Source organism: Bradyrhizobium sp. CCGB01, from assembly GCF_024199795.1.
In the GTDB taxonomy this organism is placed as follows: domain Bacteria; phylum Pseudomonadota; class Alphaproteobacteria; order Rhizobiales; family Xanthobacteraceae; genus Bradyrhizobium.
Genome location: NZ_JANADK010000001.1, coordinates 7,118,176 through 7,130,986, shown reverse-complemented (window position 1 = coordinate 7,130,986; position 12,811 = coordinate 7,118,176). Strand labels below are relative to the sequence as shown.

Sequence of the window (12,811 nt, the reverse complement as noted above, 5' to 3'; positions counted from 1 at the left end):
GCCATGTCGGCCGAATTTTGGCGTTGTGCGTTTCCTGAAAATTACTCTTGTACAACGTGAAGCTTGCGCGCATGCGCGGCGCAGACCTGGTTACGGAACCGCCGTGCAAGCACGAGGATAGCCCCGAGCGCGACAATGTTCACGAGCTGTGTCATCATGAACACCAAATCGCCTATGGTGATCGAATGACCAAGAAAGAGCGCTGACGACAACATCCATAGTGCGTAGGCGCGCGCGCTGATTCCGGCGGAGCATTGCTCACTCAAGAGGCGCCAGATCTGAGGGACGTAGGCGCCGATGACAAGCGCGGTCCCAAAATAGCCGACGAGGAAGGGCGACTGTTGCGAAAGCCACGTATGCAATATGTTCATGATAGCCTCTTCAAATAGGAGGAAGAAGCTACCGACTTATACAGCCCCGTAAGAGCATTATCGAATGCCCTTTTCGCAGAATCTTAATGCGGGATATGCAGTCTGCAGTCGCGGTTCCGTGATCGGTCCGGCCGAGCAAGCACCACCCACTGAGGGAAACTCAGAAAGAAATTATCAGCCTGATCGCCAAGACGGTCGTAAATACGCCAAGGGCGATGACAGCAATTTTGAGATGAAGATCATTATCTAAGCCCATTTGCCTCTACTCACACAGCGCCGTCAGCCCCTCGCCACTGGCAGACCGGAAAAAACCCGGCGGCCTTGGAGGATACCGCCGGGCTGATCCGCCGATCACACCGCTTCAATGGCCGACAGGCTGAATAAATGGCGCTGGCGCGTCTGTGCGAATCCCGACACACCGTCTCGGTTTAGTCGGATGTGTGGCCGACAAGCCACGTCCTCTAGCGTGGAAGAATTCCTTCGCTGGATTACACGATTCAGACGTCCGCTGCGCACTGCATGCGGCATGTCATCACCGAGGTCGGCAAGATTGCCAAGGTGGCGCTCGAGGGCGACGGCCAAGAAGATCCTGACCAAAAACGCCGTCCCTCGTGTGCTGCAATCGGCATCTGCGCGGCAATCCAGAGCGCAGAACCTGGTTGTCGCTACCTGCTCCGACGACGAGGGCGTCCGCGGGGCCGCGAAGAACTGAAGTGCGTCTATCGAAAGCGCAATTCGGAATCCCCTTCTTCGGAAGGGGTATCGAGCAAGACTCGCCCGGCAACAGGGGCGCTGCAGCCAGCAGACTAGATCGAGAAATTTCCGGCTAACGACTTTCTGACCGACGGGTGGGGTGCGTTGAGCGATGCATCGCACCTTCTCGGCTATGAATGAATATGCAGCGTGAACGGCCCCACGTCGGGACCGAGCTCGGTACGACGAAGGGAATACGCCGCACCATCAGACCGCCGATGAAACTCCACTTTCTTTGAGAAGGACAACTATATTTTGCATGTACTGCAAGTCAACGAGCGTGCTGCAAGTCAACGGGCGTGCCGCGTGGGCGCGTTTCCGCGCGTCTCAATCAGCAAGCCAGCGCAGTGAAATCTTGGTCGGGGGAGGGCGGGAAAAAAGTTGCGGAAAAGCATGCCTATATCGCCCTTCATCAGCGTTCTCCTTCTCATCGGGACCGAGACAAGCGGGTTCTGCAGGAGCGACTGCATCGTTGCCTGCGGCTCGCCAAGGAGTTTCCGGAAGATCCGACAAGCTCAGCACATCAAGTTGCTGGAGGCCGAGCTGCTGGACGATCTCCGCGTCCTCGAACACCAGTAAGTTCGACGAGAGTCGCAAAGGCTTCAGCGGGCGCAAACGCTGCGCCAACTGTGCCGAAACCTCATGCGGGCGGCGGAAAGGCCTACGCGATCCTCGTCGGTGCGGTGAGCGCTAGCGTCGCCACGGCATCCGCTATTGCAAGCGGATCTGCATAGGTAACCATGTGACCGGCATTCTCGACCAGATGTAGCAGGGAGCGGGGCAACGCCTCGTGCAGGCGGCGCGACTGGTCGGCCTCGATGAGCCGGTCAGCCGTTCCATGCACGATCCTAACGGGGCACCGTATGTCCTGATACTGACGCTGCAACTGCGCGGCAGCTGGGATGAGGAACGCGCTCTCCTCGGCGGCCGCCCTCAATTGCTTGGGCCGGAGAGCCATCGAGAGCGGAAACTCGTTCTTGAATGCCGGCGGAACCGCGCGCGGCGCGAACAGCGTGCGCATTAGCTTCGGCATAATGGCCCACGATATGATCGGCGAGATCGTGTAGCGCATCAGATCGCCGAGCAGTGGCAGTGCCGGACCCGACATGAGCCAAAAGTCCATCCGAGAGGTTGGAAAATAATAGCCAGACGCAAGCACGAGCCCGCTCACGGCATGGCCGCTTCGCAGCGCCAGCGCGATCGCCACCAGCGTTCCCCAGGAGTGGCCGAGCACCACGGGTTGGCGCACTCCAAGCTGATCAAGAGCCATAGCGAACAAGGAAGCTTGCGTTTTGGGCGTCCAGATGCGCGTCCGCGGACGGTCGCTGTAACCAAACCCGGGCCGGTCGAAGCAAATGACGCGATAGTTGTGCGCCAGGCGGTCGACCAGACCGCTTAGGATGAGATCCTGAATCATGGTGCCATTCCCGTGGAACAGGACCACGCAAGGCGCGCCGGCATCACCGCGTTCGATATAATGCAGGTGCACTCCGTCGCACTCGATGAAGATGCCGATTGGTGGATTTTTTCGCTCCGCGGCCACCTGAAACGCGATATTGCCGAGTAACAGAATGAGAAGTCCGGCCAAAACGATCAGCAGGACGGTTTCAGTTGTAGACATTGGTCAATCCTTAGATCGTCCGCGCTGGCGCGGTACATCGAATGGGCGGAATAGCCGAGGACCCTTGCTCGAAAAGCCGACATTCGCACCGGAGAGCTCACTAGGGTCGCGCGTAAGCTCACGTCGAAGCGAATAGCCCTTCAGCCGAAGCAAGCAAACCGTCGGTGTGCGCGATCCGCTTGCGTCCGTCCGTTTGCCGCAGCGTTGCGGCTTGCCGTCATCGTCCCGGCAGAGTCGTCAGCTTCCGGGACGCTTCGGTCCGCCAGAACGGATATGCAGCAATTTCTCTCGAATGCTGCCCGAACATGTCGATCCGTCTTCTTGAAAATTCGGTAACAACGGCGAAGAATTCAATTGGCGACCTGATCGCCGCAAGCCTCAGACCGAATTCAAAAGCAAATTGCCCGTTGTCTTGGGCTATCTCGAGAAGTTTCGCTTGATAAGCCTGCAGGTTTGACGTCGCCAAAGCGATGCCTGTCGTTGAATCGCTATCTCTCATCCCCTGACTGAGGTCAGCTGGTAACGCATCCACCCGAGGCTCGCGGAGTGGAGCGTCGGGCTTTAGATCGTTATGAAGCTTAAGAGGCCGTTCAATCGCCGCTGCAGCCACAGAGTGCAGATCGTCTCTCGAACTTCTAACAAGGGCTTGCTTGTTTCGTTGGGCCCGCGCGGTCTTTTTCGGGTTGCGGACGCGCTTCGACGCTGTTGCCAGCTTACGTTTGCTCATCTGACGCTCCAAGGGATGGGGTCATTTCTGTAAAGACAACAGGCTTTGGAATACGGCGTTCCAAAGGCGCAAATTCTGCGAGATGTCCTCAGCTCAATCGTGCATATGATATTTTAGGTAGCAGCTCCGGACCACGAACGCCGAACTTGCAATCCGAGAGATCAATATTTGACGGCGCTTGGCCTGAGAACGGTCAGCACTCTGCTCGTTGTGTTCCGCTGCCGAAGCGGCGCCGGGGCCGCCGTCGAGCCCGGTAAAAGAGCTGGCTCCGTCGGCCGAGGTGTTCTCAAAGGGAACGCTGCTTAATTTTCCAAGTTTGCATCTGCACCGTCGCTCTAATGCGATTGAGAGGCAATGCCCCGAGCTAAAGAGCATGCCGCCGCGATTATGCGAGAATATCACAAGGCCGAGACGGAATTGATCGGCAGGGCGGTCGTGCTTACGGACGGTAAGGCCGGGACCGTCGAGGGACTATATTTGGACGAAGCGCACGGCTTGCGGCTTTCCATCGCTGGCCATCCTGGGAAGTGGCCTGTCTCAACGATCAAGCCGGTGCAGAAGTGACGAAGACAGCGCGCCTGGATTGCCGGCGGCCTCGGCTTCGTCGCGGTGCTGCTGACGATCGCTGCGAACGGAGCGAAGCTGCTGGGGCGTTGATATCCGCTTGTTGAAGCAGACATGCAGATAGTTCAAGTTCATGTCGGAAGTGACCCGTTTCTGACTTTCGTCGATGCGCCGAGATGTTAGGCCCATGGCGAGTCTCTATCTTGCGGGACCATCAAAACAATCGGGAAAAACCGGCAGGAGAGAGGGAACGGTGAAACGTCGATCGGGTTGATCGAGCACGTGGAGTCTTCGAGGCGTTGCTATCGGGCTGCAGACCTTCGCGCGATAGATCCGAGCGGCCAGTGCATGCGACCGTGAATTATTCGCGCGATACCTAGGCGCTCGCCGCTATGAACTTGCCATTGAGGCAGCCTCTAGCCGAGAGGGCGATGTCAATGAAAGTTCGCGAACTTGTAGACGCGCTTCGAGCGCTGCCAGATCAAAATGCTACGGTGGTTATTGGCGAGGGCAATAGGCCTGGCGAGTGGTTGATCGTCTCAGGCTTAGTATTGCGCCGGATTTTGCAGCTGGACGATGACCTCGCTGTGCTTGGAAACGATGTGGCGGTTGAGATCGTGTAACCGAACGGACGTTTGGTCGATTTTTCGTTTTCATCGCGCCTTCGAGATGGCTCGGCGGCGCTGACGGTTGCGCCGGGCTTGGCCTTTTTTGTTCCCAGCATGAAAAGTACGTCAAAGCTGCTACCCAAATCCGCCTTTTCAGGGACCTTGGAAAGCTGCTACCCACGGATCGGCCACAGGGCTATACTCACTTCAGGAGCCCTGTGACATCAAGGCCGAGTGACCCTAACCTTTCATACGGGTAACGCGTCTAATACGCTGATCAGCGTACGCGGGGAGGTTACGATGACACCATTCTCCCGTCGCCGTTTGCTCGACATTGCTGGCTCAATAACTGCTGCGTCTGTTCTAAGCGCGCTACGCCCCGTCCGAGTTGCGGAAGCGGCGGAGGAGAAAAGCACGTGGAACGTCAAAGGCCTCTTTATGGAAGCCTGCAATTGCGAAGCAATGTGTCCCTGCGTTGTGGGTAATGTCCCGACGCCCGGCACATGTGGGGTCCTTCTTGGCTACCATATCGAGTCCGGCCGGAAAGGCGATGTCGCGCTCGATGGATTGAATGTGGTGAGAATGAACTCCTTGCCGGGCCATATGGCTAAAGGCAATTGGCGGGGGGCGTTTTACATCGACGAGCGGGCAAGCCCGGAACAGCGCGAGGCACTGAGCGCGATCTTCTCCTTCAAGCCTGGTGGTGCGTTCGCGGCGCAGGCCCGATTGGTCGCCGAAGTGCTCGGCGTCAAGTTCGTGCCAATCACGTTCGAGGGCCAAGGACGGCAGTGGAAGATGACCATTGCTGGAATCGGGGATGCTGACATCACCGCGATCGAGGGGTTCGGCGGCAAGGAGATTCGTGTCGAGAACTTGCTAGGAAGAGCGCTTCCACACGTGCTCGCGAAATCGACGCATACCGCGTACAAAGACTTTGATCTCCAGTGGGAGATTAGCGGCAAGAATGGATTCTATGCGCCTTTCGCCTTTAGCTCGGCCTGAGATTCCGCGCCCACGTTCAATGGAGGTTTGGCGCCTTCTGCCGGTGGGGGTCTTGCTCGGGCTCTTTATCGGAGGGGCATGGACGTACCTTGTCTACATGGATTGGGGCATGCGCCACATGGATGTCGGCATGGACATGTGGATCATGCCTCAAATGGTAGATTGGGATGTGACAGATCTCAGCCTCGTGCTGTTGATGTGGGCGGTGATGATGGCGGCAATGATGCTGCCATCGGTTCTGCCAGTGATCGCGGTTCTTATCCGCATCGACGGCTCCGCGCGTGCCGCGGGGTTCATAGCGGGATATTTTGTGGTGTGGGGCGGATTCAGCGTCGCAGCAACTCTCTTGCACTGGGCACTCCTCAAGGCGGCTCTTGTCTCGCCGATGATGGAAAGCGTTAGCGTGCTACTAAGCGCCGCTGTGCTGGCCGCAGCTGGCCTTTTCCAATTCACGCCATTCAAGCACGCCTGTCTCGCCCGCTGCAGATCGCCATGGGGGGCGGTGCTCAATCCGTCGAGCTCTTCAATTTCGATGCGTGAGGGCCTTCGCTATGGCGCTTTTTGCGTCGGCTGCTGCTGGGCGTTGATGGCGCTACTGTTCGTCGCAGGCGTCATGAATTTGCTCTGGATCGCGGTCATTGCCGCCTACGTCATCGCAGAAAAATGGGCGCCGGGCGCGGAATGGTTCAGCCGCGCGGTTGGTGTGTTGTTATGCTTGGCAGCGGTTGCAGTGTTCGGAACCAGCGCAAGCTAAAGACGTCCCGGATCGTCGCCGACGAGGACGAGGAGACGTTCACGCGGTTGATGTCAGCTTGTGGTCCAAAGCCGACGCGGCTGGGTCACCGCGATTGTTCAATTGACTGGCTATCCGTGTTTAGGCTTAACCGCATCTCGTTTTTGACTGTCCGAAGTCATCAACTTAACGTATGTTATTCGATGGCCACGCAGGTGGGAGACGTTCCTATGTCGGCGTTCCGAGAGCTGGAAGCTTTCGCAGACTGCGTCGCGAATGCCCGAGAGAGAACAGCAACCGGGACTGAGCTTACGAGCGTTATGCTTGCTCGTTCAGAGGAACAGCTAGAGCAGTCTCGAAGGCTTTTAGCAGTGAGTCCTCCCATGACTCGGCCCAAACCTTTCCAATGCTGGCGGTCAGGAGATGACCATGCGTTCTTACAAAAACGAGGAAGTTGACCAAGCATACCGGGATACTCTCGACCAGCACCCGTTCGCCCCCGAAGGAGTGCGCGAGCAGATCGCACGTTCCGTGTTCAGCTTGCTGCGTGTGAAAAACTCCTCAGCCAAACATCCGGGCGTGACTTCGAGGAACCTGTGGTGCCGAGCGCTGCCGACTGTCGTGCAATAGCCAAAGCTTTTAGAACCAAAGCCAAAGAGGCGGGCGCTCCAAGTAGAGCAGCCTCGATCATGAACAACATCTCACACAGCTTTAGCGGCTTGGCGAGCCAGCTTGAATTGCTTGGGGAATAGCAGCGTCCATTTAGTTGGACGTCCGTTTGCGGCCCTTAGCTGATTTGGACCGACGGCGCAGCGATGGTCCGCTTTCAGCGTTGGAGCGAACGCGCATCCCCGCGCCGGCGGTGTGTTCGTTTGAGCCGCTCAAAAGAGATCAGGTTGATCATCCTGCCGCAAGTTCTCGATCGAGAGCAGCTCAACCTGGGGGCCGGTGCGCACGATCGCCTTTGTGATGCCGCGCGCGGTGCGATCCTCAAGCGTGCCGGCGATAGATTCGCGCTGTCCCCGCAGTCGGCCGACCGTGTGACGACGGGCGTCTTCAATAAAGCTCGATATCGACGCGCCCGTGGTATGGCTTGGCCCACTGGGATTCAATGACGACAAGACCGCTCTCAAGGTGCTTCTTACGTTCGGAGCCGGGCAGTGATTGCCATTTGCGAACGTCGACGGCAGGGAAGTCTCCGTCGAACCGTTCCGGCTTTTCCGGCGAGACCGAAACGTGCCCAGTTTCGTGTCCACTTCCCGGAAGCCACGGCCGAGATCATTGGCGAAGATCTTCAGCTCCGCCTTGATGCCTTCGATCCGCGTGGTAGTCGGCGAGATTTTCTTGCGAAGACGGAGCGCCTCAAGACAGAGCTCCAGGCGCTTCTTCAGGGTCTTCGCATCGGGTTCAATAGCGGGCATGGCGGGTCCTGACGCGCGGAGCGCGAGACGAGGGCCGCGCGTCACAAATGCTCCATAATCACCTTAGCGAAGAGTTTCGATTGGCGTATGTGGTCAGGTCTGTATTGCCCCCGGTGAGCATTGGAAGAGCTGTTGAAGCAAGCGTTCTTCCTGAGCAATTCGACGCTCGTAGATCGCCCGCTCGCGATCCGTTTTGGCGCGTTTGAGCAGCCAGCGATAGTGATTGATGATCTTCTCGCTGCCTTGAACCAGCCGATCGATTGTCGGATTCATGCCATCGCCTCCGTTCTACGCTGGTTGGCAGGTCGCGGAGCGTTCATCGCTCGGGGAAAGGTTGACGTCGAAAGGGAATCAACCGCCATCGTCTCCTCGGAGAGCCGCCGTTGAATATACTGCCGTTCCAGAGGCGAAGCTCGGTGCTCAGCAGCCGGCGATAGCGCCTGATGTTATTGTGACGCGCGCGCAGGCGCGCCAGTTTTTCGTCGATCACCATTGATACCTCCCGAGAGCAATTCAGGCGGCCATGACACGTTCGGTCGAGCGCAGGCGATACGGTTTGCCGCCCGGCGGCGTGCCCGGATCTTCATCGAGTGCGCGCAAGGCGGCGAGGATGTCGTCGATCGAGACTGGTGCTCCCAATCCGATTGGCAAACGCATGGAGGGACGCGAGGCGATTGCAGATGCGTCGGACGCCCATGAGGCCAGTATCGCGCGTTTCTCGGCCGTTCTCAGGTGAGGGTGCTTCACGACATCTCCAGGCGTTTCAAACCTAATCCGGGGATGCAGCAGCGCGTTGAAATCGAAAACGTGGTCGTCGGCGGTCGTCGGCCGCATGATCCTGCTCCTTTTCATTGACGAGGAACGGAAGCCGCGCGAAGTGTCGCGCGGCTCAGAAAGCCCTGCATTAGGCGGCTCTGGCTTCCAGCTTACGAACGTTGCCGGCATCGCCGATAGCGATTCGGCGTGGCTTCATGGCTTCCGGAATTTCGCGAACGAGCTCGATAGTGAGCAAGCCGTTGTCGAACGCCGCGCTACTGACCTGGACGTACTCGGCGAGGCTGAACTGTCGCTTGAAGCTGCGGGTCGAAATGCCGCGGTAGAGAAAGTCGCGCTCGGTCATGTCGGACTTGCTGCCCTCAACGGTGACGACGTTCTGTTCGGCCGTAATCACGATATCTTCGGGCGCAAACCCGGCAACTGCCAGAGAAATCTGATAGCGATCGTCAGCGAGACGCTCGATGTTGTAGGGTGGATAGTTGTCCTCGCTCGCCCGCTGGGCGGTTTCCGCGAGATCGAAAAGGCGGTCGAAACCGATGGTCGAGCGCCAGAGGGGGGCGAAATCATAAGTGCGCATAGCCAAATCCTCCAAAGAGCAAGATGGTTACGAGCGGCACCGGACACGACCGGTGCCCGTCTCTTTGCCCGGGCCCATCAGGCGCCCGGACGCCACCGTCAGATGGCGACGAAGAAATTAGCAAAGCGCTTTTTTGTTTCAAGGGGCGAACGAAAAATTTTGAGGCTTCCTGCGGGGCCGGCGCCTCCCGGGAACAAGGGTTAATAGCCGACGTTTTAATCTTGTCTTCCGTTACAGGAGGGCATTGATCCGGCCTCAGCATATCCCCCCGGTGCCGCTGAGGCCGTTTCTTTCAGTGGTGTGCTTTCAGTGTGAGTAGCGTAGTGCCAAAGCGTACCAAGAGGGCTCCGCCTGAAGTGGAGTCTCCTCCGATGCCCGGCTTTATCGATCCTCAGCTCGCGACCCTGAAGACGAAAGCACCTTCAGGATCCCAGTGGATTCACGAGATCAAATACGACGGCTATCGCATTCAGATTCACCTCGATGGCGACGACCGCAGGGCCTTCACGCGGAATGGCTTTGACTGGACACATAGGTTCTCAGCCATCGTCGGCGCCTTCGACATCACGGGGCAGGCGATCGTAGACGGGGAGGTGGTTGTCATCCATGAGGAGCGGACCAACTTCTCTGAGTTGCAGGCTGACCTCGGGAGAGGCGACCAGGATCGTTTTTTGTACTTCGCCTTCGATCTCTTATGGCTCGACGGTCAAGATCTTCGCAAGCTATCCCAGCTTGCCCGCAAAGAGCTGCTGAAGGAGCTGATCGAGAGCAACAAGCTGGAGACGCCCGTTTTCTACAGCGAGCATCATATGGGCGACGGGCCGGCGCTGTTCGAAGCGGCCGGCAAGCTCAACTACGAGGGCATTATATCGAAGCGGGTGGACGCGCCATACCGTTCGGATCGCGTCGAGGCTTGGCAGAAGATCAAAGCCGTCCAACGCCAGAAATTTCCTGTCGTCGGATTCGTCAAGGATCCATCCGGCGTCGCCGCTCTGTATCTCGGCAAGCAGGATGGCAAAGAGCTGCGATACATGGGGAAGGTCGGGACCGGTTGGAGCCGGACGAAATCAGCAGAAATCCGCAAGGCGCTGGAAACGGTGGTCAGCCCGAAAACCAAACTCACGAAACCCATTAGGAAGCCCAAGGCAACCTGGGTCGAGCCGAAATTCTATGCCGACGTCGAGTACCGGGACATCACATCGGAAGGCTTGCTGCGCGCAAGCTCCTTCAAGGGACTTAGTCGTAAATAGGAACAGCGGCGGCCCGACGACGTTTTCCTGTCATGTATATGGGCAGCATGATCGAGGACTCGTTCAACATCGCCTGGAGCTTCCTTGAGAGGTCAGGGGAGCTTGGCGAAGCTGACGCATGCACTGGCTTTCTGGTTAGGTTCATTGAAGACCAGATCAGAGCGGGCGAGCGTCGGCCGATGATGATCGCCAATCGCGCGATCGTTGCGTATCAATCAAGAGCTCTTAAGCCAAAATCGATTGAAAAGAGGCGCAGCTTTTGGATTGCCTGATACAGCTGCTGTCGTCTTGCAGTAAGAAGGGCGCGATATGCCTGGAAACGCAAGAGCAAAGGCCGCACTTATCTCCCGGGGGCCGACGTGGACAACGAAGAGCGTTTCCTCGCTGCTTTTCCTGGTCGATCTCGGTATAGCGGTGTCCTTAGCCGGACTCATCGTCACAATCCTGATGTTCGTAGCTGGATCGATATGATCAATCCTAAATGTCCGGTCTGCCTCGGCATTGGCTTCGTGTGTGAAAACCATCCGTGCCGTGCATGGAGCGAGGTATTCGGCTGTCAGTGCGGGGCCGGCATGCTTTGCAAATGCAATCACAGTGACAGTTATGTCGAGCCTGACCGGAGCCGAGTTCTCGTGGAGAGCCTGGCGACTCCACCCGCCAAGCATTGACTTCGTCGGCGCAGCTCTAATCCGATTGTCCGGAGCGCCCCAATCATTTGATGAAAACGTCATATCGTGCCCGTAGGCTCGCCAGCTGGTTTGGAAGGTAATGATTTTCCGGAACGTCCCAAGGGTTGCCCTGCAAAGAATCGGCAGATCAATACAACGCTCTATCACGAGTTGCCGGCACCAATCCCAGCCGAGCCTCCGTTTGAAGAATATCGCGAGGAGCGTTACCGGGTTGTCCACCCAGCTGGATAGGTTTAGCTGCCCTCACGTGGGATGATGCGAAGTCTAACCAGCTACGTCTCGCGCAGGGCAACCAACATGGCCGGCGTAGTTCGGCCTGCCGGCTTGCTGGAAAAACCTGACCTAACTCTGGCATCCTGGTCCGCGGCTTGTTTGGGATGATGAGGGCAGCTTTCATTGCGCCCAGCGATCCTGATGCGGAAGGATGGGTGCCCTAGTTTTGGTTGGCAACAATTTCGGAAATAGTCCATTGTTCCTGCATCACCGGCCATGGCTCTGTCCGTAGGCGCCGGTGGCTGAGAGACCATTGTGCTCCCGCCTGCTATGACAGGGAGTGCACGCTATGCCGCAGTCGGCTAACCTAACACCCAACAATGCAGAACACGCGGAACAAATCCGTCAGCGGACGGAAGAAGCTCGCAAGGTAGTGAAGCGGCCCGCGCCGGAGGCGCACGATCCTTTCCCGAGCGAAGGAGACGACATGGATCGGTGGATCAACTCGCGGGGCTTGCAGCCGCCGAAGTAGATTCTTAGGAGTGGGTGTCTGTTTCCGACCTCCGTGGCCCAAGGTGAAAACCGCGGTGGGCAATTCAGCATTGCTATGTGGTCCACGGCGAAGAGAAATCAGCCCGTGCGACAAGGGCGAAACTGTCGAACTGATGATTGCCCGTTATCGGCGCCTCAAGTCTCAAATACCCGATCAGCAAATGAACGATGCCAATGATCGCATGGTAGCCCAGCTAGAGCGGAGAAGCTGTCTTTGCATCCTGAGACAGGGCGAAGCATTGTGCCGTGATTGGCGTGCACTTTTGGACATTCTGCGGATTGATTTGGCGCTAACATTCATTGGGTGAACTTAAGCTTGCCGATGCTAGACTCATGTTTATGGCGCGGTACTACTTCGATCTTCTTGACCAGGATGGCCTTTAATTGACGAGGAAGGCTTACAGTTCGCCCATCTTGAGGCCGTAGAGCGCGAGGCTGCCAAGGCCTATGGCCGACGCGGCGGCGAGCAACTTCGAACGGCCTATAAGGGCTAGCGAATCCTCGATAGTCGTCCGCGACGATAACGGCTTGGTTATGCGGGTCCGGTTTACCGTCGAAATCGAACGGCTTAGGGGGCAGTAAGGCCGCACTCCTAAATCGGAGACGCTTCCTGACGTCGGGTAGTCCCGGTTAGCGGCGAGAAAGGGGGCCATTGCAGGACTTCGGCGCCCTGAACGGACATCAATCGACAAGCCCGGCGGTCCTTCCTTCCAGCTGAACTCGGTCAGATCATGTCGGACGCCTGAGTCCCGGCGAAGAAAGTCATTCTTCAATGTGCGAGCCAGTATCGGCTTCGCGAGCCTGTCTGAGCAGCATCTCGCGATCTTTACCCGGAGGCATAGCCTTCGCTCGCTGCCGGGCAACTTTTGCAAATTCCGTGAGGCGCTCCTGAAGAGATGTTGCCTGCTTGAAACGTCGTCGGCGCTGCATCGCGTACCCTCCTCAATTGCGCC

At 57.7% G+C, this 12,811-nt stretch carries 17 protein-coding genes; 6 read left to right on the top strand and 11 right to left on the bottom strand.

Translation table 11 applies throughout. The features are described 5' to 3' along the window. Window positions 1-41 precede the first annotated feature (41 nt). From NLM25_RS33415 to NLM25_RS33400, 4 genes are all read right to left on the bottom strand, one after another. Window positions 42-371, bottom strand: a complete 330-nt coding sequence (locus NLM25_RS33415) for a PQ-loop repeat-containing protein (protein WP_254121993.1) — start codon at window positions 369-371, stop codon at window positions 42-44. A gap of 1,080 nt (window positions 372-1,451) precedes the next feature. Next, window positions 1,452-1,751 carry a hypothetical protein gene (locus NLM25_RS33410; protein ID WP_254121991.1) on the bottom strand — a complete coding sequence of 100 codons (300 nt, stop codon included), beginning with the start codon at window positions 1,749-1,751 and terminating at the stop codon, window positions 1,452-1,454. 34 nt (window positions 1,752-1,785) lie between these two features. Continuing rightward, window positions 1,786-2,745, bottom strand: a complete 960-nt coding sequence (locus tag NLM25_RS33405; RefSeq protein ID WP_254139801.1) for an alpha/beta fold hydrolase — start codon at window positions 2,743-2,745, stop codon at window positions 1,786-1,788. 217 nt (window positions 2,746-2,962) lie between these two features. After that, the gene (locus NLM25_RS33400) at window positions 2,963-3,472 is read right to left on the bottom strand and encodes a Phasin protein (protein ID WP_254121987.1); all 510 of its coding nucleotides are present in this window, start codon (window positions 3,470-3,472) and stop codon (window positions 2,963-2,965) included. A 354-nt stretch (window positions 3,473-3,826) separates the two neighbouring features. On the opposite strand from NLM25_RS33400, the gene NLM25_RS33395 reads away from it, so the two are divergent. Further along, on the top strand, window positions 3,827-4,036 hold the full coding sequence (locus NLM25_RS33395) for a PRC-barrel domain-containing protein (protein WP_254121985.1): 210 nt from the start codon (window positions 3,827-3,829) through the stop codon (window positions 4,034-4,036). On the opposite strand, the gene NLM25_RS33390 is transcribed toward NLM25_RS33395, so the two are convergent. Next, the gene (locus tag NLM25_RS33390; RefSeq protein WP_254141377.1) at window positions 4,010-4,171 is read right to left on the bottom strand and encodes a hypothetical protein; all 162 of its coding nucleotides are present in this window, start codon (window positions 4,169-4,171) and stop codon (window positions 4,010-4,012) included. The genes NLM25_RS33395 and NLM25_RS33390 overlap by 27 nt on opposite strands. A 302-nt stretch (window positions 4,172-4,473) precedes the next feature. Here NLM25_RS33390 and NLM25_RS33385 point away from each other — a divergent pair, with 302 nt between their 5' ends. From NLM25_RS33385 to NLM25_RS33375, 3 genes are all read left to right on the top strand, one after another. Further along, complete coding sequence (locus tag NLM25_RS33385; RefSeq protein ID WP_254121983.1) at window positions 4,474-4,659, top strand: hypothetical protein; 186 nt, start codon at window positions 4,474-4,476, stop codon at window positions 4,657-4,659. Between the two features lie 285 nt (window positions 4,660-4,944). Continuing rightward, on the top strand, window positions 4,945-5,646 hold the full coding sequence (locus NLM25_RS33380; protein WP_254121981.1) for a DUF1326 domain-containing protein: 702 nt from the start codon (window positions 4,945-4,947) through the stop codon (window positions 5,644-5,646). A 109-nt stretch (window positions 5,647-5,755) separates the two neighbouring features. Then, window positions 5,756-6,400, top strand: a complete 645-nt coding sequence (locus tag NLM25_RS33375) for a DUF2182 domain-containing protein (RefSeq protein ID WP_254121979.1) — start codon at window positions 5,756-5,758, stop codon at window positions 6,398-6,400. An 860-nt stretch (window positions 6,401-7,260) separates the two neighbouring features. Here NLM25_RS33375 and NLM25_RS33370 read toward each other — a convergent pair. The 5 genes from NLM25_RS33370 to NLM25_RS33350 all read right to left on the bottom strand — a co-directional run bounded on the left by NLM25_RS33370 (window position 7,261) and on the right by NLM25_RS33350 (window position 9,154). Then, on the bottom strand, window positions 7,261-7,800 hold the full coding sequence (locus tag NLM25_RS33370) for a hypothetical protein (RefSeq protein ID WP_254121974.1): 540 nt from the start codon (window positions 7,798-7,800) through the stop codon (window positions 7,261-7,263). Window positions 7,801-7,893: 93 nt separating this feature from the next. Beyond that, on the bottom strand, window positions 7,894-8,073 hold the full coding sequence (locus NLM25_RS33365) for a hypothetical protein (protein WP_254121972.1): 180 nt from the start codon (window positions 8,071-8,073) through the stop codon (window positions 7,894-7,896). A 43-nt stretch (window positions 8,074-8,116) separates the two neighbouring features. Then, complete coding sequence (locus NLM25_RS33360; RefSeq protein ID WP_254121970.1) at window positions 8,117-8,293, bottom strand: hypothetical protein; 177 nt, start codon at window positions 8,291-8,293, stop codon at window positions 8,117-8,119. 20 nt (window positions 8,294-8,313) lie between these two features. Then, a complete protein-coding gene (locus tag NLM25_RS33355; RefSeq protein WP_254121968.1) occupies window positions 8,314-8,634 on the bottom strand; it encodes a hypothetical protein in 321 nt (106 codons plus the stop codon). 70 nt (window positions 8,635-8,704) lie between these two features. Next, a complete protein-coding gene (locus tag NLM25_RS33350; RefSeq protein WP_254121966.1) occupies window positions 8,705-9,154 on the bottom strand; it encodes an Hsp20 family protein in 450 nt (149 codons plus the stop codon). 371 nt (window positions 9,155-9,525) lie between these two features. Between NLM25_RS33350 and ligD the strand changes: the two genes are divergently transcribed. After that, a complete protein-coding gene (gene ligD / locus NLM25_RS33345; RefSeq protein ID WP_254121963.1) occupies window positions 9,526-10,404 on the top strand; it encodes a non-homologous end-joining DNA ligase in 879 nt (292 codons plus the stop codon). A gap of 32 nt (window positions 10,405-10,436) precedes the next feature. Further along, window positions 10,437-10,676 (top strand): hypothetical protein, encoded by a 240-nt coding sequence (locus NLM25_RS33340; RefSeq protein WP_254121961.1) that lies wholly within the window; start codon window positions 10,437-10,439, stop codon window positions 10,674-10,676. 1,944 nt (window positions 10,677-12,620) lie between these two features. Here the strand turns inward: NLM25_RS33340 and NLM25_RS33335 are convergent. After that, the gene (locus NLM25_RS33335) at window positions 12,621-12,788 is read right to left on the bottom strand and encodes a hypothetical protein (protein WP_254139800.1); all 168 of its coding nucleotides are present in this window, start codon (window positions 12,786-12,788) and stop codon (window positions 12,621-12,623) included. Window positions 12,789-12,811 lie beyond the last annotated feature (23 nt).

Bases quoted from the DNA above. Each gene is read 5' to 3' on its own strand.
- NLM25_RS33370 (WP_254121974.1), bottom strand. From the start codon at position 7,800: ATGCCCGCTATTGAACCCGATGCGAAGACCCTGAAGAAGCGCCTGGAG.
- NLM25_RS33360 (WP_254121970.1), bottom strand. From the start codon at position 8,293: ATGGTGATCGACGAAAAACTGGCGCGCCTGCGCGCGCGTCACAATAAC.
- NLM25_RS33395 (WP_254121985.1), top strand. From the start codon at position 3,827: ATGCCCCGAGCTAAAGAGCATGCCGCCGCGATTATGCGAGAATATCAC.
- NLM25_RS33385 (WP_254121983.1), top strand. From the start codon at position 4,474: ATGAAAGTTCGCGAACTTGTAGACGCGCTTCGAGCGCTGCCAGATCAA.
- NLM25_RS33340 (WP_254121961.1), top strand. From the start codon at position 10,437: ATGTATATGGGCAGCATGATCGAGGACTCGTTCAACATCGCCTGGAGC.
- NLM25_RS33365 (WP_254121972.1), bottom strand. From the start codon at position 8,073: ATGAATCCGACAATCGATCGGCTGGTTCAAGGCAGCGAGAAGATCATC.
- NLM25_RS33415 (WP_254121993.1), bottom strand. From the start codon at position 371: ATGAACATATTGCATACGTGGCTTTCGCAACAGTCGCCCTTCCTCGTC.
- NLM25_RS33400 (WP_254121987.1), bottom strand. From the start codon at position 3,472: ATGAGCAAACGTAAGCTGGCAACAGCGTCGAAGCGCGTCCGCAACCCG.
- NLM25_RS33355 (WP_254121968.1), bottom strand. From the start codon at position 8,634: ATGCGGCCGACGACCGCCGACGACCACGTTTTCGATTTCAACGCGCTG.
- NLM25_RS33405 (WP_254139801.1), bottom strand. From the start codon at position 2,745: ATGTCTACAACTGAAACCGTCCTGCTGATCGTTTTGGCCGGACTTCTC.
- NLM25_RS33335 (WP_254139800.1), bottom strand. From the start codon at position 12,788: ATGCAGCGCCGACGACGTTTCAAGCAGGCAACATCTCTTCAGGAGCGC.
- NLM25_RS33390 (WP_254141377.1), bottom strand. From the start codon at position 4,171: ATGAACTTGAACTATCTGCATGTCTGCTTCAACAAGCGGATATCAACG.
- NLM25_RS33375 (WP_254121979.1), top strand. From the start codon at position 5,756: ATGCGCCACATGGATGTCGGCATGGACATGTGGATCATGCCTCAAATG.
- NLM25_RS33380 (WP_254121981.1), top strand. From the start codon at position 4,945: ATGACACCATTCTCCCGTCGCCGTTTGCTCGACATTGCTGGCTCAATA.
- ligD (WP_254121963.1), top strand. From the start codon at position 9,526: ATGCCCGGCTTTATCGATCCTCAGCTCGCGACCCTGAAGACGAAAGCA.
- NLM25_RS33350 (WP_254121966.1), bottom strand. From the start codon at position 9,154: ATGCGCACTTATGATTTCGCCCCCCTCTGGCGCTCGACCATCGGTTTC.